We start from the raw sequence: 25,316 nt of genomic DNA, 5'->3' as shown, positions 1-25,316 counted from the left end.
TCTTTTATATTTACTTACTTGCATTACCCGGCCAATACTCTTCCGGAATCTCAATATTCACATCCTTATCTTCCGTACCGGTATCCACGGTTACGTCCAACGATGCAGTACCCGTAGAAATAGTAATCACCTCCGGATCTACTGTAATAGTAAGATGCGTTTTGGGAGCTACTTTTTTCTCGGCAACCAAAGCTTCCATCACCACCGCATTGCCTTCTTTATCTTTGAAACCTCCTACAGTGATAGATACATTCTCACCATCGGCATTTGCTTTCAGATAAGCATCCTTACCAGAGTCTTTTTTCATATTTACTTCAAAAGGAGCAGTCAGGTGTGAAGTAGAAAGGGAGACAGTACAATCCGAATAATATTTCAGAAAATCTTCCGTATAAACGACTGATACTTTAACATTAGCCGGCTTACAGTACAAAATAACATTCTTTTGTTCGCCTTCACTAACAGTGAACTCCTGGCTGCCTTCCACATACAGTTTATCGAAACCTGCATCTACATTATCACCGTAGAAGGCTTTCACCGTATATTTTTTGCCGGCAGTCAGATCGATAGACAAAGGCATATCCTTGTACAGGCCATCGTATAAAGAGGTACCGTCGCCCTCGTTGACCGTAACTTGATAGTTATCGACTTTTTTGTATTCCGCTTCGCTGACGGAACGGGTTTTCTCTGCAAAAGAAGGATTGGCTGAAAGCCCAAGACTTAAAGAACCAACACCGTATGAAACAGCATCACTGCCGGAATCACACGAGGCAATACATGAAATTAGCATCGCCATACTAACCATAAAAGAGAGTCTTTTCATAATGATAACTACTAAATATTATTCATAAGTTGTAAAAACCGCAGGCAAAATTATAGTTTTCTTTTATTATAATAAATACACAACCTTCGATTCCTTACAAAATCTGAAAAAAGGACCACAAATAGTTGTTTAATCATAAAAACAGACCACAGAAAAGGGCTAAAACAAGAAAGTCCCGCCTTTCTTATGAAAAACAGGACTTTTTTATACAATATTATTTTATTATTTCTCCGGCATAAGAACCACTCCAAGTTTCTTTTTACCATCCATTTTCACAACAATCGGCCTCTCAAAGTGTATGTGACGAAGATATTCAGTCTCAAATACGGCAGGTTGCGCATTCAGAAACTCCTGGTTGTATATTCCATCATTCATAAACGCATTGATGGTGAAATAACCTACACCAAAGGAGGTCAGATTCTGGAAGAAATGCGTCCCCTGACTGGGGTCTACCCGGTAATTGGTCAGTCCGGCTTCCACAATGACACGCGCAGCAGAAATATGCGGCCACTTCACCGGGATACCTAACCAAGTGTCACTGCTTCCCCATCGTCCGGGTCCGACAAGTACATAGTTCTTGCCTTCATTCAGGAACTGCTGGTTAAGTTTCTCTATTTCCCAAGCTATATTCTGATTGTTCGATGCACTGTAATGATCAGTCTTGACATATACGATATCATGTATTTCGTTCATAATGCCATGCCCCAAGGAGTTATTGGAACGGAGCAGCACATCTCCGTCCGGAATAGTAGTAAGATCTTCATCCAGCATATCTTTACTGTCTACAATGGGACGTACCTGAAGCAGATAGAACGTACCGGTCTTATCACGGTCATGATTGAGTGTCACTGCAAATTCGATCTCTACCGGACGGCGCATCTCCTGCTGCCCATAACGAAGTACCCAGCGCAGGATGCGTGCCAACGGAAATACATCGTGCTGCAAGATGTTGGCAAACGTAATCACTTTACGCCCACCGGGATATAAACCGTCACGAATCACCTGGTCATACGGATCATAAGTAGAAGCTATATACCGTAACGAACCGTCTTTTTCGGCTTCTTTCACATGCAACTTCAGAAGATTGAATCCATCATCAATCGAAAAGTTATCACCGGCATTTTTCAGATCGAGAGCGTAAAAACGGGTCTGCGTCTCTTTCAAGGCAATATCCAGTTCACTGGTTTGCAACACCTTTGAAGGATGGGCAGGCGAGAAACGTAAAGTCATACCTCCGTCCACGATATACTTGCCCAAACCGAGAGCCAGGTTTACCGTACCTTCTTCAGCTTTCTCGTCGCCAATGGGATAGTAATTGAGAGATCGGGCTACACCGGACATCGAAGGATAATAACGGTCTCCGTACTGATTGCCGACCACTTGTTGCAGAATAACGGCCATCTTTTCCTGATCGATCACATTCGAAGTGGCCTGCATATATGCCTTACTGTCGCGGAAATAAACAGACGCATATACGCCTTTAATGGCATCGGACAGCATACGGAGCATCTCATATTTATCATCCAGATAAGGAATCATATAGGTATTATAGATTCCTGCAAAAGGCTGATAGTGGGAGTCCTCAAGCAAGGAAGAAGAACGAATGGCGATAGGAGACTTCACCACATCGAAGAAAGTAAAGAAGTCTTCAACCAGACGGTCGGGCAACTTCGCTTTCAGGAAGTATTTCAGAATCGTATCGTCATCAGCATCGGAAAGGGCAATCTGATACAGATTATTGCTATCCATAAACTCGTCGAATACATCGGTACAAAGCACCACTGTTTTCGGGATAGCCACACGGGCATTCTCAAATTCTTCAAATTCCGGATGACGCTTCACCATATTGTCAATAAACGCCAGTCCACGCCCCTTTCCTCCCAACGAACCGTCTCCGATACGGGCAAAGTTTGAATAACGGTCGAAGCGGTCGCGTTTGAATACAGCTACCACTCCCTGATTTTTCATTTTTCGGTATTTAACAATGGCCTCAAAGATGATTTTACGATGCGCATCCACATCTTGCAGACTATGCCAGGTGATGGGACGAAGGAATTCCGCAACCGGAAACATAGCACGTGAATACAGCCAACGTGAAACATGATTGCGACTGATGTGATAAAGGAACGATTCGGCAGGAACGGCAAAAAGAATATTCTGCAACTCTTTCAGGTTCCGAACCCGGGCTATCTCGACACCCGTCTCAGGATTACGGAACACAAAGTCGCCAAAACCGAAATTATCGGAAACAATCCGGCGAAGATCGACATCCATTTTCTTGGAATTCTTATCAATGAACGTAGCTCCATATTTAGCCGCATAGGCAGCGTTCTCTGTCTCGGACGACTGGATGATCAAGGGTACGAACGGATCTTTCTTCCTGACTTCCGCACAAAGCTTGATTCCTGCCATGCCGTCCTTCTCTCCTTTCTCCACACGGGGAAAGCGGACATCGGTGATGACTCCCAGTATATTATTGGTATACTTATCGTATATATCCATTGCCTCCTCATAAGTACGGGCTAATACAATTTTGGGACGCCCGCGCATACGGAGTGTACGTTGATGGGCATTCAAAGCCTCGGTAGAGAACTCCTGACTCTGCTTCAACACAAATTTATAAAGATTGGGAAGCACAGATGAATAGAAACGGATACTGTCTTCTACCAGCAGAATCAACTGCACGCCCACCTCTTTCACGTCATGCTCCAGGTTCATCTTGTCTTCGATCAGCTTGATGATGGACACCAGCAAATCAGTATTCCCCAACCAACAAAACACGTAGTCGAATGCACTCAGGTCCTCGTTCGCTATCCGTTTGGTAATGCCGTGACTGAACGGTGTCAGAATAACGATCGGTATCTGTTCGTACTTCTCCTTGATATGGCGTCCGATATCAAAACTATCGTTGTCTCCCGTACCCGGCATGCAAATCACCAAATCAAACGATACACTCCCAAGCTGTCTCAACGCCTCTTCCTCGGTAGAAACTTGCGAAAAACGAGGGGGATAACGGAGCGAAAGCGAGGTGTATTCATTGAAAATCTTTTCATCGATACGTCCGTCATCCTCCAGCATAAAAGCATCGTAAGGATTGGCAATCAATAAAACATTAAAGATTCGCCTTGTCATCAGATTGGCAAACTGAGTATCTTTAAAATAGAGCTGGTTTAATTTAAATTTGCTGAGCATGGGTTTCCCGTAGTTTTAAAATTCAACAGACAAAAGTCGCTGTTTTTATTGGGAAAAGCAAGAAAAAGCAATTCACTTTATTGCCAACTTCCAATATAGGCACAGATTATCTTCCCATTTCCGATTTGAAAACAAACCGAAACATCAAAGTCGAGAAATCCGAAATTACTAACTAAAAGACATAATCCGAAGGTAAAAACGAAGATTTGACATATTTACCCTCAATCCTCTTTCTATCATTTTATCATTATTTAATCAAAATATTCCGTACAATCAAATAACATTAGAAAAGTTTTCCTATATTTGCGATACGATAAAGTGACATTTTATCAGAATCAACCTATTAAAACATACTATTATGAACATCGAAAAAATCATGTCCTCTTTAGAGGCTAAACATCCCGGCGAATCAGAATATCTTCAAGCTGTAAAAGAAGTGCTTCTCTCTATCGAAGATATATACAATCAGCACCCTGAGTTTGAAAAAGCCAAAATCATCGAAAGACTGGTAGAGCCGGACCGTATCTTTACGTTCCGCGTGACATGGGTAGATGATAAAGGTGAAGTACAAACCAACCTGGGATATCGTGTTCAGTTCAACAACGCTATCGGCCCGTATAAAGGCGGTATCCGTTTCCACGCTTCTGTCAACCTGTCTATCCTGAAATTCCTCGGATTTGAACAGACCTTTAAGAATGCCTTGACTACTCTGCCGATGGGTGGTGGTAAGGGCGGCTCCGACTTCTCTCCACGTGGCAAGAGTGATGCTGAAATCATGCGTTTCTGCCAGGCATTTATGCTTGAGTTGTGGCGCCATCTGGGCCCGGATATGGACGTACCGGCCGGTGACATCGGTGTAGGAGGACGTGAAGTAGGCTACATGTTCGGTATGTATAAGAAACTAACCCGTGAATTTACAGGAACCTTCACCGGAAAAGGACTTGAGTTTGGCGGTTCACTGATCCGTCCGGAAGCTACCGGATTCGGAGGTTTGTACTTCGTCAACCAAATGTTGCAGACTAAAGGTATCGATATAAAAGGCAAGACTGTAGCTATCTCCGGATTCGGAAATGTTGCCTGGGGAGCTGCTACCAAAGCTACCGAGTTGGGAGCAAAGGTTGTTACAATCTCCGGCCCGGATGGTTACATCTATGATCCGAACGGCATCAGTGGGGAAAAGATCGATTATATGCTTGAACTCCGTGCTTCGGGCAACGATATCGTAGCTCCGTATGCTGACGAATTCCCGGGATCTACTTTCGTAGCCGGTAAACGTCCTTGGGAGGTGAAAGCCGATATAGCCCTTCCTTGTGCCACTCAAAACGAATTAAACGGCGAAGATGCCAAAAATCTTATTAATAACAATGTTCTTTGTGTCGGAGAGATCTCCAACATGGGTTGTACACCCGAAGCCATCGATCTTTTCATCGAACACAAAACGATGTATGCACCGGGTAAAGCAGTCAATGCAGGTGGTGTAGCAACGTCCGGGCTGGAGATGTCACAAAATGCCATGCACTTGAGCTGGAGTGCAGCAGAAGTAGACGAGAAACTCCATACCATCATGCATGGTATCCATGCACAGTGTGTGAAGTATGGTACAGAACCTGACGGATATATCAATTATGTGAAAGGTGCCAACATTGCAGGCTTCATGAAAGTGGCTCATGCCATGATGGGACAGGGAATCATCTAAAAAGCTTTGTTTAGTTGTATTTGTGAATTGCGTTACTCATTTCCTGAGACAGGATGTGGGTAACGCTACTTTTTTCTGAAAAGGTTTCATTTTCAACTAAAATAGCCTAACTTTGCATTTCGAAACCAAATAATTGTTACGAAATGTTACAACCCGAATTAAAGATGCGCCGCGATAAGATTCGCGTGCTGATGGCTCAACAAAACATTGATGCCGCTCTCATCACTTGTAATGTAAACTTGCTCTATACGTATGGCCGTGTTGTCAGCGGATACCTCTACTTACCTCTCCACTCACCGGCCTTGTTATTCATCAAACGCCCCAACAATATTACCGGCGAACACGTCTTCCCTATCCGAAAACCGGAACAGATTCTTGATCTGATTAAAGAAAGCGGATTGCCTGCCCCTCAGAAACTGATGCTGGAAGGCGACGAACTGTCATATACAGAGTACAATCGCCTTGCCGCTGTTTTCCCAGAGTCGGAAATTGTAAACGGAACTCCGTTAATCCGCGAAGCGCGTAGCATCAAGACTCCTGTAGAAGTGGAATTATTCCGCCGTTCGGGTGTAGCTCACGCCAAAGCTTACGAACAGATTCCTTCTGTTTACCGTCCGGAAATGACCGATCTGGAGTTTTCAATCGAAATAGAAAGGTTGATGCGTCTGCAAGGTAATCTGGGAATCTTTCGTGTGTTCGGTCAGAGCATGGAAATCTTTATGGGCAGTGTACTGACCGGAGACAACGCCGCTTTCCCTTCTCCATACGATTTCGCCTTAGGAGGTGAAGGACTGGATCCGGCTCTCCCGGGAGGACTCAACAGAAGCCTGCTAAAAGAAGGTCAAAGTGTGATGGTAGACCTCGGAGGAAACTTTAACGGATATATGGGCGATATGAGCCGCGTATTCTCCATTGGTAAGTTGAGTGATGAAGCGTATACAGCCCATCAGGTCTGTCTCGACATACAGGACGCCGTATCATCTATGGCTCAGCCCGGAGTTGTATGCGAGGATTTATATAATACAGCCATCGATATAGTGACCAAAGCCGGTTTTGCCGACAAGTTCATGGGTATCGGCCAGCAAGCAAAATTCATAGGTCATGGTATCGGTCTGGAAATTAATGAAGCTCCGGTGCTTGCCCCCCGTATGAAACAAGAACTGGAACCGGGAATGGTCTTCGCTCTCGAACCTAAGATTGTAATTCCGGGTGTAGGTCCCGTAGGTATCGAAAACTCGTGGACAGTAACACAAGAGGGTGTAGAGAAACTTACTATCTGTAACGAAGAGATTATTGAGTTGCAATAAAAACAAATCCCAATAGATACCAAAAAGACGACTGTTGTGCTTTCCACACCACAGCCGTCTTTTTCATATCACTATTAACTTTACTAAGGAATTTCTGTTACCGGAGTCTCCAACTTAATGTTTTCCCATCCCACCCATGTAGGAGAAACCATACATTGCGGCTCCTGAATTTTATCGATCAAGGCAGTAGCACGTTTCACTGCAACACTGGTTCTTTCGAACAGCTCTTTCATGGAAAGGTTACCTTTAGCGTCACGGATCGTCTTTATCAGGAAATACGTATAATATCCCTGCTTCTTTTCATGGTAAACACTTGAAGTCTGATCGCCACTGCTGGACGAAAAACTCAATGTGTTTCCTTGCGGCAATCCCACTTTCGGAACAACACGCACGCCCTTCTGTGCCAATAGCGGAGCAGCACTCTTATAACCACCGCTAAAGCAAGCATCGAGGAATACATAAGCCCCCTTCACCGGATAAGTAGCCAATTTTTTATACAGTCCGGACAATGAAATACCCAGACGGATATTCTTACCTGTAATATCCACCGGAAGTAAATAAGGCTCCTTAGTAGCCTCGTCATTATTTCCATGACCGGAATAATAGAATATCAGTTCGGCTTGCGGATCGGTGCTTGCCATGTTCACCAACCAGTCAAGTTGTTCGTGCATCATACCGGCAGTAGCATTCGGCACCACCTTGATCTGCCCGTCGGGTACCCCAAAGGTACGTACGCAATATTCACGGAACAGCACAGCATCGTTTACGGCATAAGGCACATTAATTTCAGCATTGGCACCGGTCATACTATAATCCTCATTACCGATAATCAAAGCATAACGGTGGCGGTTCACAGCTCCCACAGGGACATCCTCCATCAACTCACTCTTGAAACTCAGCGAAAAGTCTTTCACATTCACCTTCCGTGCAGCCACATTTCCACTCAGATTGATAGAAGCGGCAGAAGACAGGTAATCTCCCACTTTCACTTTATAAGCCTCGTTCAGGAAAGTTGAACGGGTAGACTCCGTTACCGCCAACATTACGGCCACGGAATCTTCATCAAAACGCTTGTTCACCAGGAAGCCGTAATCGAGCACAGCCACATCCCCCGGAGCAATACTATCAATTGTCATTTCCGGAGAATCGGTAGTAAATATGTTCTTCGGCAATGTGAAATTCACCTTCACCTTACGCGCAGTCTGTGTTCCAAAGTTTTGCAAGGCAACCGTCAGCTTTCCGTTTTTACCCAAAGTAATAGATGTACCCTCAGACGCAAAGAACTGATGGTCGGCAATGCGCAAACGAGGCATTGCATATTCCTGAGTATTCACAATCAGCTCCGAAGGATCGGCATCAAATCCATTCGCTTCGAATGCATAAATGTTGATCTTAGCCAGGCTCGTGGGCAACTCTTTCTTTGCAAGATAACGGAATGTATACTGTTTGGACTTCCCGGCCGGAATATTGCCTCCGTCCAACTCACGCGGACCGTCGAAATACTGATCATATCCCTGCTGCTCAGCCAAACGGATACGTATATTATACGCATCTCCTTTACCTTGGTTCTCAATGGTAAACTGCAAAGCGAAACTCTCTCCGGCATCAATTACCTTATTATTATTGGCATCCGTAAACTGATCCATCTTGATTACCAACATGGCCGGTTCCACAGGTACCGGAACAGACTCCTGCTCCTGAGCTATATTTTCAGTCTTCTTCAACGTCTCTTTGTAAGCAGCCAGCCGGGACGGAAAAGCGGTATAAGAAGCTCCGTCCTGAACTATCTTAGAAAGCACTTCATATTCCGGTTTCATATCCATATACTGATATACGCCTGCCAGTCCCTGCATATACAATTTGGAAGAAGGATCTTTCTGCAATATCTTCAGGAAAAGATCTTTAGCGTCCATCAGATAGCCCGATGCGCGCTGACGTACCAATGCATATTCAGTATCATTGGCAATGGTAGCCCCATTGTTTACGATCTCCGTAGCACAATTGAAGTTGGCACGTGCCACACCGGTCATCAATTCAAAACTCTCGGGATGAAGTGCATACAAGCGTTTGTAGATATCCAGTGCCTCCACATTCTTTCCCTGCCGTTCCAGAATGCGGGCCTTGATAGGCAATACCTTATCATTATTCGGATCCACAGCCAGAATGCGGTCAATCGCACCAATCAACTTTTCCATATTATTGGTGGCGATATGTACATTCACCAGATTATACAAGAAATCGAGTGACACCGGATATTTGGCAATAGCCTGTTCCAGCACGCGTTCCTGATCCGCATATTTCTTCTGCTTCTGATAAATCATGTTCATATAAACATAACAGTCCTTCTGCTGAGCTTCCGTACCGGTATTAAGATACTCCTGAAAATACCTCAGCGCCTGTTCGTTCTTCTCCAGATTAAAGGCCGATACCGCTGCATAGTAAACCACCGAAGCATAACGGTTATCTTTCGGCAACAATTCACTGCGGAACAACTGCATCTGCGGCATATCGATATATGCAGCGGCAAAATCCAATGCTTTAGCCGGCTGTTTCTGTTCCGAATAATATACCGCCCCATTCAGCAGATAAGGATACAATGCCTTTAGCCTATTCTTTGCTCCCCCTATATACTGACCGTTATTCGGTGCCTCCACAACCTTCATGAAATTCGCGTAACTGTCCAGCAGATAGTCATACATAGCCGTTACATTCGTTCCTTTATCGCGCTCGCTTTCAAAAAGCACATACTGTTGGTTGGCACGCTTAGAAGCGGAGGACGCATCCTGCGCCCCCACTTTACCGGCCATAACAACAGTGAGAATGATTGTCAGTAAAAAAAATCTTTTCATCGTTTATTGTTGAAATGCATCCATAATTACAAACTCTACATTGATCTTGCGGAATTCTCCACCACGTTCTTTAGCTACTTCCACATGATATTCGTAGTCGTTCTTCGTATTACCTAATGTTGTCACATTCTTTTCGATATAACTCTTCACACCGGCAGCACGCATCAGTGCCAGTTGTTCGTTCTGTGTGATTCCGGCAGCCTTGGTCACCGTGATATTGTCGAGATTGCCATCTTTGTAATATGGCTCGTCCACGAACTCTCCGTACCGTCCGTCATAAGCCAGGCGTCCACGAATCGGAGCCGCATCGGCCGAACCGGTAATAATCACTTTCACCTGCTTACCCTCTGATAAATATTTGGAGAAATCGCCTTCAAAAGCATTCTTGATAATCTTCATCAAAGACATGGCGGCATTTGAGCGTTCAATGTTATAACCACCGGACGGGAAGTCTTCCTTAGCAGAAAACTCTTTATTGATCACCTCATACTGATAACCCACTCTATAATTGAGAATTTTTTTGCCGTTAGCATCCACACCCGGAATAACCTCTGTCTTCACATTGATCTGTGTGTTATCGGTAATCAGTTTATCCTGCTTTTTCTCTTCGATCACCTGTTCCTTTATTTCGGCCAATTGTGCTTCCTCACGGGTAGCCTGCTGCATGATTTCCAGAGGGACAAAGTTTTCATCCGCTTCCAAAGCAGTCAACTTCGTCCGTCCGATATTGTCATAGATATAAACCTTGTTGGTCGTTTCGTTGGTAACCTCCACATAGGCCAGCTCAAATTCATCTTTATCATTCAGCACATATACGGCATTCGAGAATTTCATTTTACCTTCCTCAAAGTCCCCTGCCTCGTTAGCCGGAACTTCCAGTCCGATAGACGGCAACCCCTTAAAACCGATATTCAACATATTATTAGCAGCATCATATCCATCCACAAAAGGATTATCCATTGAGATACGGTCACCCGCCAATGCCGTAGCAACTTCCTGAGCAAACAACTGCTGCTGTTTAACACGGGTTTCATCGTTCACACGGATAGCATAATCCTCCATCGATTCTCCCTGCATCATCTTCACCCATTCATTCATCTTGGCGTCTACTTCCTTACCCATAATCTTTCCATAGAATGGGTTCAGCCCGTTCGCATCCCAGAAGACCATTTGCTTCGTACGATTGGTTAGCATGAATACCTCGCTATTCTGATTGTTCTTAAAGAAACGTCCACCGGTAACACCGCCTATAGGATCTACAATCTCCTGCTCTATGACACCATTCTTCAAGTTGATGATCTCGATATTCTTCCCATCTTTTACCACACTGATGTATTTTCCTTCGGGATGGAATGACGGAGAACTAAGCGTTTCCCCCAACTTATCGAAGATGTCCACCTTATCCCAGTTTTTCGTATCGATAATGGTCAGGTGATTATCCTCCGTGGTTACTGCCAGCAACGAAGCATCCGGAGAGAAAGTCAGTTCTTTGACAACTGCCGACATAGGAATCGCTTTTCTCAACTCCTTTGTCTGGAAGTTCCAGATATTAATCGTCTGTCCTGTCCCTGCTGCAATAAAATAATTGTTCGAACTCATAGCCAGTGCAGTAGCCGGAGCATCTCCCTGGATATAAGCCAATGGCATATATTCTTTCGTATCATAAATAACGATTTCCCCTAACGAGTTACCTACAACGAAACTACGGGCATCGGTAGCATAACACATGGATACCGGCAGCGGTTTGGCTTTCAATTTTTTACGTTTCTCTTTCAATTCGAAAAGCTTCTTATTCCTGTCGCGAAAAGAGTAAATGCTTACCGGATTCTTCGCTCTCAACACGGCGATAGAACTTCCCGTCGGATTAAATACGATACGCTCAATTTTGCGTAAATCATTAATCGCGATATCGCGCATGGTATACAACGATCCGTCAGACAAATAAGCAGTACAAAAAGTCGTGTTATCAAACGCATTAATCTTTTTCTGAGAATCAAACCCCCTTTTTTCTACAACTTGTGCCATTGCTTGTCCGCAGAACATCGCGGTGACAAAACAAAAAGCAATCCCTCTGTAAGTGTAAAATCCACATTTCATCCTATTCATACCTTAAAATGATTTAGTTTATGTTTAATAGTGTTTTGCAAAATAAGCATTAATTCTGCAATCTATCACAAACAGAAACTCCTTTTTTTTCATTTCCCGTAAAGTTTAGTTGTTAATACATAGAAATGAAAAAAGAATAGACAGAAAGACTGTAGAAAAAGAGCAGGTTTGTAACGGTTTTCCGTTACAAACCTGCTCTATAGCATATATTCCCTTTCCTTACGTGATTAGTCGGAAATCGAAAAAGACAAAAACTTATTGCATTTATTTATCCACGTTTCGTACGGGATTCAATCCCATTTTCTTAGCTTTTTGAAGCATAAATGAATAAGCAGCCTCGTATTCATTGGGAATCACTCCGTCCAAAATAGCATCTTTTATAGCACTTTTTAACGACCCCACTTCCTTGCAGGGTCCCAGATTAAACACCTCCATAATCTCTTCCCCACTCACAGGCGGCTGAAAGTTACGGACACGGTCTTTCTCTTCCAAATCTTTCAACTTCCGGCGAACCAGCTGGAAATTATTTAGAAAGCGCTGTTTACGTTCCGTATTCTTTGAAGTAATATCCGCCTCACAAAGTGTCATCAGGTCGTCTATGTCATCTCCGGCTTCAAAAAGCAGACGACGCACGGCCGAATCCGTCACCACATCATCCGCTATCACGATGGGGCGCATATGCAGGCTTACCATCTTTTGCACATACTTCATTTTCTCGTTCATCGGCAACTTCATCCTCCTAAAGATATTCGGAATCATCTTTTCGCCTATGAAATTATGATTATGAAAAGTCCACCCCGCCTTCGGTTCCCAGCGTTTAGTCACCGGTTTGGCGATATCATGTAACAAGGCAGCCCAACGTAACCAAAGATTATCTGTCACCTTGCTGATATTGTCGAGCACTTCCAGCGTATGATAAAAATTATCCTTATGGGCACGCCCGTTCCGGGTCTCCACCCCTTGTAAAGCCACTAATTCCGGAAAAATCAACGCCAACAACCCACTCCTGTCCAAATCGATAAAACCTTTGGAAGGGATAGGTGAAAGCATTATTTTATTCAGCTCGTCCGCAATGCGCTCACGTGAAATAATCTCAATCCGTTCCCGGTTACGGCAAAGAGACTCAAATGTATCGTCATCTATGTAAAAATTCAGTTGGGTAGCAAAACGGATACAGCGCATCATGCGCAAGGGGTCGTCACTGAACGTTATGTCCGGATCGAGAGGAGTACGAATGACCTTTTCCTTCAAATCATTCATGCCTCCAAACGGATCGACCAGTTCCCCAAACCGCTCCTTATTCAGGCAGATAGCCAGAGCATTGATCGTAAAATCCCGGCGGTTCTGATCGTCTTCCAACGTTCCATCCTCCACAATCGGCTTGCGTGAATCCCGCTGATACGATTCCTTCCGTGCTCCTACAAATTCCACCTCCGTTCCGTGATATTTCACTTGTGCCGTGCCGAAATTCTTAAAAACAGAAACATGCGCACCCCGTCCCAGACGTTTACCCAACGCCTCGGCCATAGCAATGCCACTCCCCACCACAACAACATCTATATCTTTAGAGGGACGCTGCAGAAAAATGTCGCGGACATATCCGCCCACCACATAACATTCCAATCCCAACATATCGGCTGTCTCCGAGATCTGTCCGAAAATGGGTTCACTGAAATGCTGCTTCAATTCCTCCTGAGTCAACTCTATCATCTTCATTTTTCTTTTTTACAGTGATTGAAGGTGTTAGTAACAGACTACCACCTTACAGTTAATTAGGCCGCAAAGGTACAACTTTTCGCTCTTCACTTTCCACTCTTCAGTCTAAATTTGTATTTTTGCCCTTTCTAAGGTAAAGAACAACAAAATGAAAAAACTGATTGTCCTGGCATGTACATTGTCACTGCTGACTGCTTGTGGTGACAACATCGAGAAGAAAGCGGGTGAAAAGCTTGCAGCTGCCCGCGCAGCTTTTGAACGCAACGACTACAACGAAGCCAAGTTGCAGATCGACAGTATTAAAATTCTGTATCCAAAGGCATTCGATACCCGTAAAGAAGGTATCAAACTGATGCAACAGGTAGAACTGAAAGAACAGCAAGAAAGCCTTATATATCTGGATAGCATGCTACAAGTCAAACAGCAAGAGTTCGAAGCTATCAAGAATAAATATACTTTTGAGAAAAACGAAGAATATCAAAAAATCGGTAACTACTTTTGGCCTACCCAAACCGTAGAGAAAAACCTGCATCGTTCCTTCCTCCGCTTCCAGGTGAACGAACAGGGAGTAATGACACTGACATCCATCTATTGCGGCCCAAGCAATATCCACCACGTAGCAGTCAAAGTGATAGCACCAGACGGAAGTTTCGCTGAAACCCCTGCGTCCAACGACAGCTACGAGACTACCGATCTGGGAGAAAAAATCGAAAAAGCCGACTACAAAATGGGAGAAGACGGCAACGTCCTCAGTTTCCTCTACATGAACCGCGATAAAAAGAATATCCGTATAGAATATATCGGTGAACGTAAATTCACAACGACCATGACTCCGTCCGACCGAGAAGCACTCGTCGGCACTTACGAACTGTCCAAACTCCTTTCAGCCATTCGTCAAATTCAACAGGAGAAAGAAGAAGCCAACCTGAAAATAGAATTTGTGAAAAGAAAGATGGAACAAAAGGCAAAAGAAGAAGCAGCGGAAAAATAAAGATAACAAAGTGCCTCAAAAGTCTGTTTCACCACAGATTAACGGATCACACAGAAATACGGTTCACAGGCTATCGTATTTATTTGTTCTATCTGTCAATCTGTGGTGAACTCTTCCTGATCTCTCTATTTTCATTCCCTCCGAAAACGTCTTCCCGATTATTCTCCGCTATCCTGTCGGTATCCATTATCGGATACCTCTCCATGCCCCCACTCTTCATCCCATGAATTTCCCCAATAATACGGAGTTCAAATTAAAATAAAGATAGCAATTTTTAGGTATTTTCAGGAACAAGTTCATTATGTGTAGCGATTACACAGACTATTCATTGTATCTATCTTTGTCCCCCGAAACATTTGAGTACATATGATAGAACGCTAATATGAAAGCAGTAATCATTTCTATTTTTATCATCCTTTCCACCTTTACTACTTATGCTCAGCAAAGAGATATTGTACTGACAGGAACAGTTACGGATCATCAAAACGAACCGCTTCCCGGTGCCACTATCCGCATTAAAGGTACCCAATTCGGCACAGTAACAGATACCGACGGGCATTATCTGTTACGTGGCAAATGGAAAGAAAACGATCTAATTCTTTTCTCTTTCATAGGAATGAAAGAGATACGTGTGAAATACACCGGTCAGAAGGTACAAGATGCAGCCATGCAAGAAGATCCCAAAGCACTGGATGAAGTGGTCATCGTTGCCCGGCAGAATATCAACGAATTGGATATTCGTGCCAAATCCGGCGTTGTACAACGAGTCGACGTAGAACGTCTCAACAGTAAGCCCATGATCGATATGTCCCTCGCCCTACAAGGAGCCGTACCCGGCCTGATTATTACCAATACCGGCGACCTGGGCTCCAAACCGGAAATTCGTATTCGCGGAAATTCATCTTTCCGTAAAGGAGATATGGCCAACGAACCTCTTTACGTTATGGACGGCAAAGTAATATCATCCGATGCCTTCATGACTCTTAACCCGGCCGACATTCAAGAAATAAAGGTTCTGAAAGACGCCGTAGCCTGTGCTTTATACGGCATAAAAGCAGCCAATGGTGTAATAGAAATCACGTCCCAGCGTGGCAATCCCGACGGAAGGTTAACCACCAGTTACAGTTTCAATATAGGTATCACCACCCGTGGACGCAGAGGAGTCAAAATGATGGATAGCGAAGAAAAATTAGAATTGGAAAGACGTTTACAGAATATATCGACTCCGGGATATAGATACAGTGAAGATTACTATCGGAAATATTATGCTACCGCCCCCAACCTCGACGAGTTGATTGCAGAAGGACGACAAGTACTCGATTCATTAAAGAATATCCATACCGACTGGTTTGATGAACTGATACATCGCAGCATCTACCAGCGCCATAACCTTAGCATAAAAGGAGGAACAGATAAGACATCTTATTATATATCCACCAATTATGCCAAGCAGGGAGGACGAGTACCGGGTAATGACACTCAACGTTTCACCGCCCGTATGAGCCTCGATCAGAAACTGGGAAACTGGGGATATTTTTCCTTAAGCACCGATGCAGGTTATTCGGCAACCGATACTCCCAACGGCAGTACCCATTCCCCTACAGATCTGGTTTATCAACTTAACCCTTATGAAACCAAAACCGGTAAATTAATCTCCTACTCCGAAAAATCATCCGAATACACATTAAATGATTTGATGAGCCAATACCATAGTAAATCTACCGATAAACGTGGCGGAGTAAGCGGAAGTTTCAACTTAAGACCATTCAAAGGTTTGGAGATAGATGCAGTGACCGGTATCGATTTCCTTCTGAACGAAGCCCTTACGCTTGTTCCTTCCACGTCTATAGCAGAGCGGGAAATGGGAATCGCGATAGCCGAACGTGGAAAATTAACAAAAGAAAAAAATACAACGACCAATATTTCCTCCAATATACGTATCACTTACAACAAGACATTCGCCGGAAGACACGACCTGACAATCGGTGGGAACATGGACTACTACCTGACCCAGACAGATAACATATCTGCCACCGGATACGGAGTGGGGACACAAATGTCACTAAACGCAATCAACCACTCCATCACCGGAGCCCGGAAGCCAACAGCCAGTTCGCTTCTGGACAAAACGGCTCAGTTAGGATTCGGGGTAGTCATGGGCTACAGTTTCGATTCCACCTATGACCTTTTTGCTACTTACAAAGCCGACGCTTCTTCCGTTCTCCCTCCAGACAAGCGCTGGAATGCAGCATGGGCCGTAGGCTTGGGGTGGACCCTCAGCCGATACCCTTTCCTGAAAAATAATAAGGTCATCACTCTCCTGAACCTGAAAGGTTCCCATGGACGTATGGCAAACCTATCCGGAGTATCTGCCTCCGCCACAATCGGCACCTTCAGCTACTCCACCAATTATTACGGAAATGCCCGTCTGCTACAGTTACTCGGATTTTATAATACCGATCTGAAACCGGAACAGACTTCCACAACAGACTTCAGTCTATCCATCGAATTCTTCAAACGGCTGACATTAGGTCTCAATCTCTACCGCCGCGAAACGAGTGATGCACTGCTGGACGTCCCCATCCCCCTTTCCAACGGTTTCAATACCATGAAACGTAACATCGGTGTATTACGCAATGAAGGCTATGAACTGAACGCCGCAATAAAAGTGCTCGATACACCGGACTGGCGTGTATCTTTACGCGGTTCACTGGCCTACAACCGTAATAAGGTAATCAGCCTGTACTATACCGACCGTTTATACACCAGCGAAACCGCCCTGACTCCCGACTATGAAGTCGGAAAAGCCTATAACATGCTTTATGGACTGAAGTCATTAGGCATAAACCCTATCACCGGTCTTCCGGTATTTCAAGGAGCCGATGGAAGTGAGATTTCCCCGACACAAAATCCGGCCAGAGAAAACTTCATCGTTTTGGGGCATAGCACTCCTCCCTACAGCGGTACATTCAACCTGAATTTCTCCTATCGGAATTTCGATTTGGATATGGACTTTTACTATGTGTTCGGCGGCATTAAACCCTACAATTATTCTTATGTCCGTTCAGCCGACAGTGCCAATAAGAATGCCATTCAAAAGCAATTAGAAAACATGTGGTTCCACCGAGGAGATGAAGGAAAAATATACCATTCTCCATTTTACATATCTCCTGCCAATGCTTCACTCCAACAGCCCAATACAGAAACCGTCGGGAAAAGCGATTATCTGAAATTGGCCATGTTGTCGCTACGCTACCGGGTTCCACACACCTTTCTGGAGAAAAACTGTCATTTCATAAAATATGCCAATATCGCCTTTCAGGCATCCAACCTTTTTATGATTACTCCTTATAAAGAGTCCGATCCCGAAACAGGTTCATTGGCCGGAGCTATGCAACCCGTATTAACCATCAATCTTAGTTTGACTTTCTAAATACAAGTAATATATGAACCTGACCCCAATAATAAATAATTTCCAACGCTCAATACGCAAAGTACAAATCTGTTGCATATTGATACTCAGTTGTACAGCCTGTTCGCTCAATATCCCCTACGAGAATCAGTATTCAGATCCGGATGCCATTACCACAGTAACTGCCGCACGCGAACTATTGGCATCGGCCTATGATGCAATTCCCAAGCCGGAATTCAGTTTATCCGTATTGAGCGACGACTTCCAGCCTACTTTTTTAATAAACTTGAATGCCGACCTGAATAACCTATATAAATGGCATCCTAAACCGATGGAGGACTTATCGAACTCTCTGTGGGAAAAATACTACTCAGCCATAGCCATAGCCAATACGGTACTGGAGCGCGTCCATTATGTATCCCCTATATCAGACAGTGACAAGCAAGAGTTGCAATGCATCGTTAGCGAAGCGAAAACGTTAAAAGCATATTGTTACTTCAATCTGCTCAGACTTTTTGCCCCCACCTATCCGGAAGGTCCCGAAAAAGACGGAATCATCTTAAAGGAGCGGTTCGAACTTGCCTTTCTAAAACGCTCGAGCATCAGTGAATGTGTGAATGCTATCCGCCAATTACTGACCGAAGCAGTTACTGTAGACAACCGACCTTCACAGGTCTACTGGTTTTCCCGGCAAAGTGCTTATTATCTATTGGCAGCTTTAGAACTCTATGCCGAAAATTACGATAAAGCCGAAGAATATGCTTTAAAAATCCTGTCTTCAACCAATGCATACGATGTCCTGGCCCCCGTACATTATAAAAAACTATGGGAACAAGAACCATGCGATGAATGTATTTTTTCTCTGCATACCACCAATTCATATTATACCGATATGAATTACGAAAGGAAGAAAGGCGACTACTTCACGATCAACTCCACACTCACCCAATTATATGCTGCCAATGACATCCGTTACGAAGCAACGGTCTATCCCCAAGAAATGCCTGGTGAAAGCATCGGCGAGACCTTACCGGTACTATATCTGGGAAAATACAACAAACAGAACTGGAATTATAAACCTATACAATATATCAACAAACTTCGTGTATCCGGCATCTGCTTTATTCTTGCCGAAGCCTATTGTCAAGACCAGAAAGGTCACGATGCATTGGCTCTGGAAGTGATAAACAACTACCTGGCCCAACGTGAAGCTCCATTGCTTGACACATCACTTTCCGGCGCTCCCCTATTGAAAGCTATCCTTCAGGAAAAGTGGAAAGAATTTGCCGGTGAAGGTGAACGTTACTTTGATTTAAAGCGCTATCGGAAAAGTTTGCTTTCCGATTGGAATCTCTCTGCCGCAATGAAAAGTAAATCAATCAAATCAGACGACTACCGTTGGCTTTTCCCCATTCCGAAAGGCGAATATCTATATAATGAAAATATATCGCAAAATGCAGGATGGACTAAAGTCGAAAAATAAATAAAATACTAAACTAAATGAAAACTATAATGAAAAAGCTGTTTATCTACGCAGTAGGCATCTGCCTACTGCCTGCCTTCACGTCATGCAAAGACGATAGAGAAGAAAATAAATATACAGGAATCAACAAAATCTACCTGTCTGCCGAAACCCCGGTTATTACCGAGTCCGAAAACATTCCATTAACAGTAAATGTAGATTTAACATTGACCTGTGAACAGGACCTCGTACTCAACTTTGAATTGCCCGATGATAAAAACGGAGTTCTAAAATTAGAGAACAATCCCGTCACGATTAAAGCCGGAAAACGTTCTGCAACATTCGAAGTAGTTTCCAACCAAAAGAATTTATTAACCGAGGATACATACTTTCAGGTCGGAATTTCTCAATTCCCTACCGATAATTTAATGTTAAACGAAACATTGCAGGTACGTGTCAAGCCCAACCCTAAAATTCCGGAATTGTCCCCTCAGCAAAAAGCGTTAATCAAAGGTTATAAGACCAAATACGGCATTGACCTGAATAAATGGCTCGGAGTCCTCTCTTGCCATACCACTGTACAAAGCCCTGCAGATGGGTATCTCCAACCCTTTGCAGCAGCATTTACGAAAGAATATGATGGCAAGACCGTCATCACTCTCAGTGAGCAGGCCACAGAAGACATGCCGGTATTAAAGATGACAGACAATCCATTCGGACTGACCGAATATTTATACTTTGTACTTCGTTCCGAGACCGTAGCAGATCCGGAATTCTGGACTCAGCAGCCGGAACCGCAAAAACTGATGAAACTACTCAACTGGAATAAAGAAAGTAAAGAGACATTTGCCGTATCATTGGATGCAATCAGACTCAAAGACATCACTTCCACTTCAACCCGGCTGGAATATCTGGGTCCGGGAAAAAACTATTATGGAGCTCCTATTACCATCGTTCCATTTACCTACCAATTCAGTGCTTTAGACCGTCAAAACAAGCTCCTGGAAAGTGGAAACGCAGAAATTAAAGAGATCAATGACCAGGGAGCTTCCGCAGATCCGGCTTACTACCTCAACTGCTACGATCTTGTCAATTCCGACAACTATGACACCCCCGAAAACTTTATCAAATCCACCGGAAACATAGACTTTGCCACAGATAAAATGACTTATCAATTTCTCCTGAGCCATGTCAACGCCGGAGGATACACACGCATAACCGTAGTTTATGAAAAGAAATAATAAAAACAGATATTTATACATAGCAGCTATATTCATAGCTGCTATGCTCCCATGTATAGCCTGCCCACAGTCCAGTCCAATCCTTCTTCCGCCCGGAACGGTAGAGGGACGCCTTCCCAACGGACTGCACTATCTTATCCTGCACAATGCTTCTCCGGCATCCAGAGTAGAGTTCAGGCTAATCATGCGGGTAGGTTCCGTACAAGAAACGGAGCAAGAGAAAGGCTGTGCCCATTTCCTCGAACACGTAACTTTCGGCGGTACCCGCCATTTTCCTAAACGCTCTTTAGTAGAGTACCTCGAGTCCTTAGGAATGAAGTACGGACAAGATATCAACGCTTTCACCGGTTTCGACCGTACAATCTATATGTTCGCAGTTCCCACCGATCATGCCAAAGACGAAGTTCTCGATCGTTCATTACTAATCCTATGCGATTGGTTGGACGGTGTCACTATAGATCCGGAAAAAGTAGAGAATGAAAAAGGAATCATTCTTGAAGAACTACGCGGATTCGATCCGGAAGACGATTTCTATCCGCTCAAAATCGGACAAGGCATATTCAGTCACCGTATGCCTTTGGGCACAACAGACGATATCCGCAAGGTCACCCCGCAAGTGCTCAAAAATTATTATCGCAAATGGTATGTACCCTCTTTGGCAACATTGGTCATTGTAGGCGACATATCTCCCCTGGAGATCGAATCTAAAATCAAAGAACGTTTCAAATCCCTGCCCGGACGTCCGGGCAATGACTTCCGGACCTACCCGTTAGAGTACACCCAGGGAATCCATCTGGCCTCCATACGAGACTCGCTGCAAACCCGTACAAAAGTCGAATTAATGATTCCACACCCTTGCACAGTAGAGCGCACCATGGAAGACGCTATAACAAAGGAGAAAGGACGCCTGCTCGTCAGCGCCATTTCTTCACGATTCCGTGCCCGGAAACTAAAAACCGATGTTACAGACCAATGGTATTTAAGTGACAAGAACCACTTTGTTCTGACAGTGGAAGGAGAAAACAGAAAAGAAATACTTACATCTATTTCCGCAACCGTATCTCTGTTGAATGATCTGATACGCAACGGATGGCAAGAGGACGAATTACAAGATATTAAAAACAATTTTTGCCACCGGATGAAATCGCCCACCGGTTCCCCGTCGCGTCCTTCCTCCATGTGGTGTGACGATTTCGCCGATTACGTCATATCGGGAGACCGCTATCTGACCGATCCATCCCAACAGCAGCAACTCAAAGAAGCCATGTCCCGTGTCTCCGGCCAATCTTTGCAAGCACTGCTCAAGGAGTGGATGTCTTACCGCGAAGAAACTCTATTAGTAGCCTGTTCAACCCATCCGGGACTGGGAGCCCCGTTATCGGAAACCGAAATAGCGTCGGCATGGGCCCAAGGCGAGCAAGTCGAATGCACTCCCTTTCTTTATTTCCGTCCTGAAAAACAAGAAGAGATCGACATTGAAACTCCTCCATGTCTGGCAGCCCGTTTTCCTTTTGATTCCGCATCTATATTACGACAAACAGAATATCCGCAAAACAGGATTCGTGAAGTAGAACTGAAGAACGGCATACGGTTAGTCCTCAAACCTACCCTCGAGGCAGATTCCAGCCTACTGATCACCTCTTTTGCACCTTTCGGCACTTCTTCCCTATCCGACGAAGAGTATCCTTTATTAGAGGGATTTGCCGGATACATAGATATGGGAAATATCGCAAAAGTAGATGGACAAGTTTTGTCCGATTACCTCTTCCGGAAAGAAATCTCACTTTCCATGGCAGTCGAGAATCACTGGCATGGCTTCATAGGCATGTCTCCCACTGCAAATGCTCCCGAGCTATTCAATCTGATTTATGAAAAGATATTCGATCCCGAATTAAAATATGACGAATTTGAGGAAATACGCCAGGATCTTTTAGAAAATCAAGACAAAGAAACGATATTGGAGAAAATGCTGCGACGAAGTCCCGACCGGTTATTATCCGCCCGTATGGACGAGTTGACCGGAACCGGTTTCGCCCGTTCTTCCCAGAAGCTTTCGTCCGAACAGATCAAAAGTCTGAATCTGGATTCCATCGCAGCTTTTTATAAAAAACTCTATACGAATCCCCAAGGAACCACTTATGTCATTTGCGGCAATTTCAATGCGGACACTCTCATGCAACAATTTGTCTCCGTTTTCGGACGTATTCCCGTTTCGTCACATTTGTCCCGATTTTCTTATCCGCATTTCAATCTTCCCGTCAGAAAGCATATAGAAGGCTTTCCCAATGACAATGACACTCAGACACTGTTCGACTATCTTCTCCTCGGCCACTATCAACCGGGATTAAAAAACACACTCACTTTAAAATTGATGCGTGACCTTATTCGCAACCGTCTGATCTCCGTCCTCAGAGAACAAAAATCCCTTGTCTACTCTCCTTACATTTCATTAATGTACGAAGGCATCCCACAAGGAACTTTCTACTTTGACATCAATGCATCCGCCGATAACGATAACATGCCTCAAATAGAACAGCTGCTGAAAGAGATTCTCCACCAATTAAAACAGCAAGAAGTGGATAATGAAGAACTGAATACCCTTAAACGTTCATTTCTGATAGCCAAACGCGAAGCGTTAAACGAAGAATCACCTTCTGCCTGGCGAACCGCCCTGGTCGGTTTACTAAAAAACGGTGAAACCATCAGCGACTTCGATCACTACGAACAATGTCTCGACAGCATCACTCCCGCCATGCTCCGCGAAGCATTCCGTCGCTATCTGGATACCGAGAACTATATCCTTTTATATTTAAGCAAAAACAAACTGAAAAATGATACTTCAAACCATTAAACAGATTTTATGCCTGCTCTGTCTGTGCTGTTTCCTTCAGCAGTCAGCCTTCTCTCAGGATGATAAGGACAAACCGGCTTATACCCTGTTCGACAACACAGGAAAACAAATCAGCTACGGAGAATTAATCAAACGACTCTCCGGCTATGATGTTATCTTCCTCGGGGAGCTGCACAACTGCCCCATCACCCATTGGCTGGAATTCGAAATAACCCGTTCCATCTATAACATTCATAAAGATCAACTGATGCTGGGAGCCGAAATGTTCGAAAGTGACAATCAACTGATTTTTGACGAATACATGCAGCAAAAGATCTCTTACGACCGCTTTGAGGCCGAAGCCCGTCTATGGGATAATTACCGGACTGACTATTATCCGGTTGTTTTCTTTGCCAAAGAACATCACATTCCGTTCATTGCAACCAATATCCCGAGACGCTACGCCAACATTGTAAAAAATAAAGGGTTCGAAGCACTCGACTCGTTATCCGAGGAAGCCAAACGATATATAGCTCCTTTACCGATCGATTTCGAATATGATGAAGCCCAAAGCGCAGCAGCTTTCAGTATGATGAACATGATGGGAGGACGCCGTGCCGGCGACAATCGGAAGTTGGCACAGGCACAAGCCATAAAAGATGCTACAATGGGATGGTTCATAGCCCGTAATATCAAAAATAAATTCCTGCATATCAACGGCAGTTATCATTCCAACCGACAGGGAGGCATCATCCCTTATCTGCTCCGTTACCGCCCCAATACAAGTATAGTGACGGTAACCTCGGTACGTCAAGAATCCATCCGGAAACTGGATGACGATCATAAAGGCTTGGCAGACTTTTACATCTGCGTACCCGAAGACATGGTAAACAGTTACTAACTACCGAAGCCTTCGTCCCCCCGGATAAAATATCTGCCTCTTCTTCGGCATCAATATCGTTTTTTAAAATCACTATATCGATACCGGAGAAGAGGATCATCGCTTTGGTATTTCATTTTTTGTATAACCTAAGTTCAAACAAAATTCTTATAAAGCGTTCATTTCAAGCAAAATTCAATATCAAGGTACGATTAGGGCCTGGGAATAAAGCTACGGAAAGTTCCTGCTATTCAGTCACTACTGATATTCGTACAGCGTTCATTCCACGCATACCGCGCTCTATTTCAAATGTCACTCTATCACCTTCAGCAATTGTTGCAGGGGCAGAAGAGATATGGAAGAAATACTTTTCGCCATTATCCGTATCTTTCACAAAACCATAGCCTTTCGCAGCATTAAAATACTCGATACGCCCCATGTGAGGAGCCACTTCCACATTCTCTTGTTTGGGTACAGAAACCTCGATATGAGATGCATCGACTTCTTCCTCAATCCGTTCCTGCGGCACTGAATGCAAAACACCGAACTGGTCCACATAAGCAATCATATCCTCAAAAGAACTTGGACCGCTGCTTTGGCGTTCCTCTTTACGTTGTTGCTTCTCCTTACGTTTCTGCTCCTTTAGCTTCTCCCGGTCACGTTTACTTGTTGTTATTTTTTTTACCATTCAATAATTTTATGTCTGAATCAATACCGCCTGTTCTTTTACATGTTGATTGCCGGATAGACAGTTTTATGTCACACACACCAATAAACAAACGATTTCATCATTATATCCAGATCATACGCTACG

General features: G+C 44.1%; 14 protein-coding genes. 8 read left to right on the top strand and 6 right to left on the bottom strand.

What is annotated here, in order from left to right; translation table 11 throughout:
* Positions 1-10: 10 nt before the first annotated feature.
* Both JZY04_RS02400 and JZY04_RS02395 read right to left on the bottom strand, forming a co-directional pair.
* Positions 11-820, bottom strand: coding sequence for a DUF4493 domain-containing protein (locus JZY04_RS02400; RefSeq protein ID WP_005781092.1), 810 nt, complete (start codon positions 818-820; stop codon positions 11-13).
* A gap of 222 nt (positions 821-1,042) precedes the next feature.
* Entirely contained in the window at positions 1,043-4,012 is a 2,970-nt protein-coding gene (locus JZY04_RS02395) for a PEP/pyruvate-binding domain-containing protein (protein WP_005808152.1), read from the bottom strand.
* A 358-nt stretch (positions 4,013-4,370) separates the two neighbouring features.
* Here JZY04_RS02395 and gdhA point away from each other — a divergent pair, with 358 nt between their 5' ends.
* Positions 4,371-5,708 carry an NADP-specific glutamate dehydrogenase gene (gene gdhA / locus JZY04_RS02390; protein ID WP_005781098.1) on the top strand — a complete coding sequence of 446 codons (1,338 nt, stop codon included), beginning with the start codon at positions 4,371-4,373 and terminating at the stop codon, positions 5,706-5,708.
* A 143-nt stretch (positions 5,709-5,851) separates the two neighbouring features.
* Positions 5,852-7,015: a Xaa-Pro peptidase family protein gene (locus JZY04_RS02385; protein ID WP_122142530.1), complete on the top strand. Its 1,164-nt coding sequence runs from the start codon at positions 5,852-5,854 to the stop codon at positions 7,013-7,015.
* Between the two features lie 83 nt (positions 7,016-7,098).
* Here JZY04_RS02385 and JZY04_RS02380 read toward each other — a convergent pair whose 3' ends face one another.
* The 3 genes from JZY04_RS02380 to JZY04_RS02370 form a co-directional block, all read right to left on the bottom strand.
* On the bottom strand, positions 7,099-9,864 hold the full coding sequence (locus tag JZY04_RS02380) for a caspase family protein (protein ID WP_122142529.1): 2,766 nt from the start codon (positions 9,862-9,864) through the stop codon (positions 7,099-7,101).
* Between the two features lie 3 nt (positions 9,865-9,867).
* Positions 9,868-11,970: a WD40 repeat domain-containing protein gene (locus JZY04_RS02375; RefSeq protein WP_220575421.1), complete on the bottom strand. Its 2,103-nt coding sequence runs from the start codon at positions 11,968-11,970 to the stop codon at positions 9,868-9,870.
* A 264-nt stretch (positions 11,971-12,234) separates the two neighbouring features.
* Complete coding sequence (locus JZY04_RS02370) at positions 12,235-13,680, bottom strand: CCA tRNA nucleotidyltransferase (protein ID WP_122142563.1); 1,446 nt, start codon at positions 13,678-13,680, stop codon at positions 12,235-12,237.
* A 154-nt stretch (positions 13,681-13,834) separates the two neighbouring features.
* Between JZY04_RS02370 and JZY04_RS02365 the strand changes: the two genes are divergently transcribed.
* The 6 genes from JZY04_RS02365 to JZY04_RS02340 all read left to right on the top strand — a co-directional run bounded on the left by JZY04_RS02365 (position 13,835) and on the right by JZY04_RS02340 (position 24,523).
* Positions 13,835-14,677, top strand: coding sequence for a hypothetical protein (locus JZY04_RS02365; RefSeq protein ID WP_122142527.1), 843 nt, complete (start codon positions 13,835-13,837; stop codon positions 14,675-14,677).
* A gap of 382 nt (positions 14,678-15,059) precedes the next feature.
* Positions 15,060-18,110, top strand: coding sequence for a SusC/RagA family TonB-linked outer membrane protein (locus tag JZY04_RS02360; protein WP_122142526.1), 3,051 nt, complete (start codon positions 15,060-15,062; stop codon positions 18,108-18,110).
* A gap of 13 nt (positions 18,111-18,123) precedes the next feature.
* Positions 18,124-19,572, top strand: coding sequence for a RagB/SusD family nutrient uptake outer membrane protein (locus tag JZY04_RS02355; protein ID WP_122142525.1), 1,449 nt, complete (start codon positions 18,124-18,126; stop codon positions 19,570-19,572).
* 17 nt (positions 19,573-19,589) lie between these two features.
* Entirely contained in the window at positions 19,590-20,792 is a 1,203-nt protein-coding gene (locus JZY04_RS02350; RefSeq protein WP_122142524.1) for a DUF4929 domain-containing protein, read from the top strand.
* A complete protein-coding gene (locus tag JZY04_RS02345; protein WP_122142523.1) occupies positions 20,779-23,643 on the top strand; it encodes a pitrilysin family protein in 2,865 nt (954 codons plus the stop codon). Before JZY04_RS02350 ends, JZY04_RS02345 begins: the two co-directional genes overlap by 14 nt.
* The gene (locus tag JZY04_RS02340; RefSeq protein WP_122142522.1) at positions 23,624-24,523 is read left to right on the top strand and encodes a ChaN family lipoprotein; all 900 of its coding nucleotides are present in this window, start codon (positions 23,624-23,626) and stop codon (positions 24,521-24,523) included. The genes JZY04_RS02345 and JZY04_RS02340 overlap by 20 nt, the downstream gene beginning before the upstream one ends.
* 226 nt (positions 24,524-24,749) lie before the next feature.
* On the opposite strand, the gene JZY04_RS02335 is transcribed toward JZY04_RS02340, so the two are convergent.
* Positions 24,750-25,190: a cold-shock protein gene (locus tag JZY04_RS02335; RefSeq protein ID WP_005781122.1), complete on the bottom strand. Its 441-nt coding sequence runs from the start codon at positions 25,188-25,190 to the stop codon at positions 24,750-24,752.
* Between the last annotated feature and the right edge of the window lie 126 nt (positions 25,191-25,316).

Origin of the sequence: Bacteroides sp. 11BF, from assembly GCF_019633765.1 — a bacterium.
In the GTDB taxonomy this organism is placed as follows: domain Bacteria; phylum Bacteroidota; class Bacteroidia; order Bacteroidales; family Bacteroidaceae; genus Bacteroides; species Bacteroides hominis.
This window is presented reverse-complemented; position numbering and strand designations above follow the sequence as displayed.

Excerpts from the sequence above, each read along its gene's own strand:
- JZY04_RS02400 (WP_005781092.1), bottom strand. The coding sequence starts at position 820 with ATGAAAAGACTCTCTTTTATGGTTAGTATGGCGATGCTAATTTCATGT.
- JZY04_RS02395 (WP_005808152.1), bottom strand. The coding sequence starts at position 4,012 with ATGCTCAGCAAATTTAAATTAAACCAGCTCTATTTTAAAGATACTCAG.
- gdhA (WP_005781098.1), top strand. The coding sequence starts at position 4,371 with ATGAACATCGAAAAAATCATGTCCTCTTTAGAGGCTAAACATCCCGGC.
- JZY04_RS02385 (WP_122142530.1), top strand. The coding sequence starts at position 5,852 with ATGTTACAACCCGAATTAAAGATGCGCCGCGATAAGATTCGCGTGCTG.
- JZY04_RS02380 (WP_122142529.1), bottom strand. The coding sequence starts at position 9,864 with ATGAAAAGATTTTTTTTACTGACAATCATTCTCACTGTTGTTATGGCC.
- JZY04_RS02375 (WP_220575421.1), bottom strand. The coding sequence starts at position 11,970 with ATGAATAGGATGAAATGTGGATTTTACACTTACAGAGGGATTGCTTTT.
- JZY04_RS02370 (WP_122142563.1), bottom strand. The coding sequence starts at position 13,680 with ATGATAGAGTTGACTCAGGAGGAATTGAAGCAGCATTTCAGTGAACCC.
- JZY04_RS02365 (WP_122142527.1), top strand. The coding sequence starts at position 13,835 with ATGAAAAAACTGATTGTCCTGGCATGTACATTGTCACTGCTGACTGCT.
- JZY04_RS02360 (WP_122142526.1), top strand. The coding sequence starts at position 15,060 with ATGAAAGCAGTAATCATTTCTATTTTTATCATCCTTTCCACCTTTACT.
- JZY04_RS02355 (WP_122142525.1), top strand. The coding sequence starts at position 18,124 with ATGAACCTGACCCCAATAATAAATAATTTCCAACGCTCAATACGCAAA.
- JZY04_RS02350 (WP_122142524.1), top strand. The coding sequence starts at position 19,590 with ATGAAAACTATAATGAAAAAGCTGTTTATCTACGCAGTAGGCATCTGC.
- JZY04_RS02345 (WP_122142523.1), top strand. The coding sequence starts at position 20,779 with ATGAAAAGAAATAATAAAAACAGATATTTATACATAGCAGCTATATTC.
- JZY04_RS02340 (WP_122142522.1), top strand. The coding sequence starts at position 23,624 with ATGATACTTCAAACCATTAAACAGATTTTATGCCTGCTCTGTCTGTGC.
- JZY04_RS02335 (WP_005781122.1), bottom strand. The coding sequence starts at position 25,190 with ATGGTAAAAAAAATAACAACAAGTAAACGTGACCGGGAGAAGCTAAAG.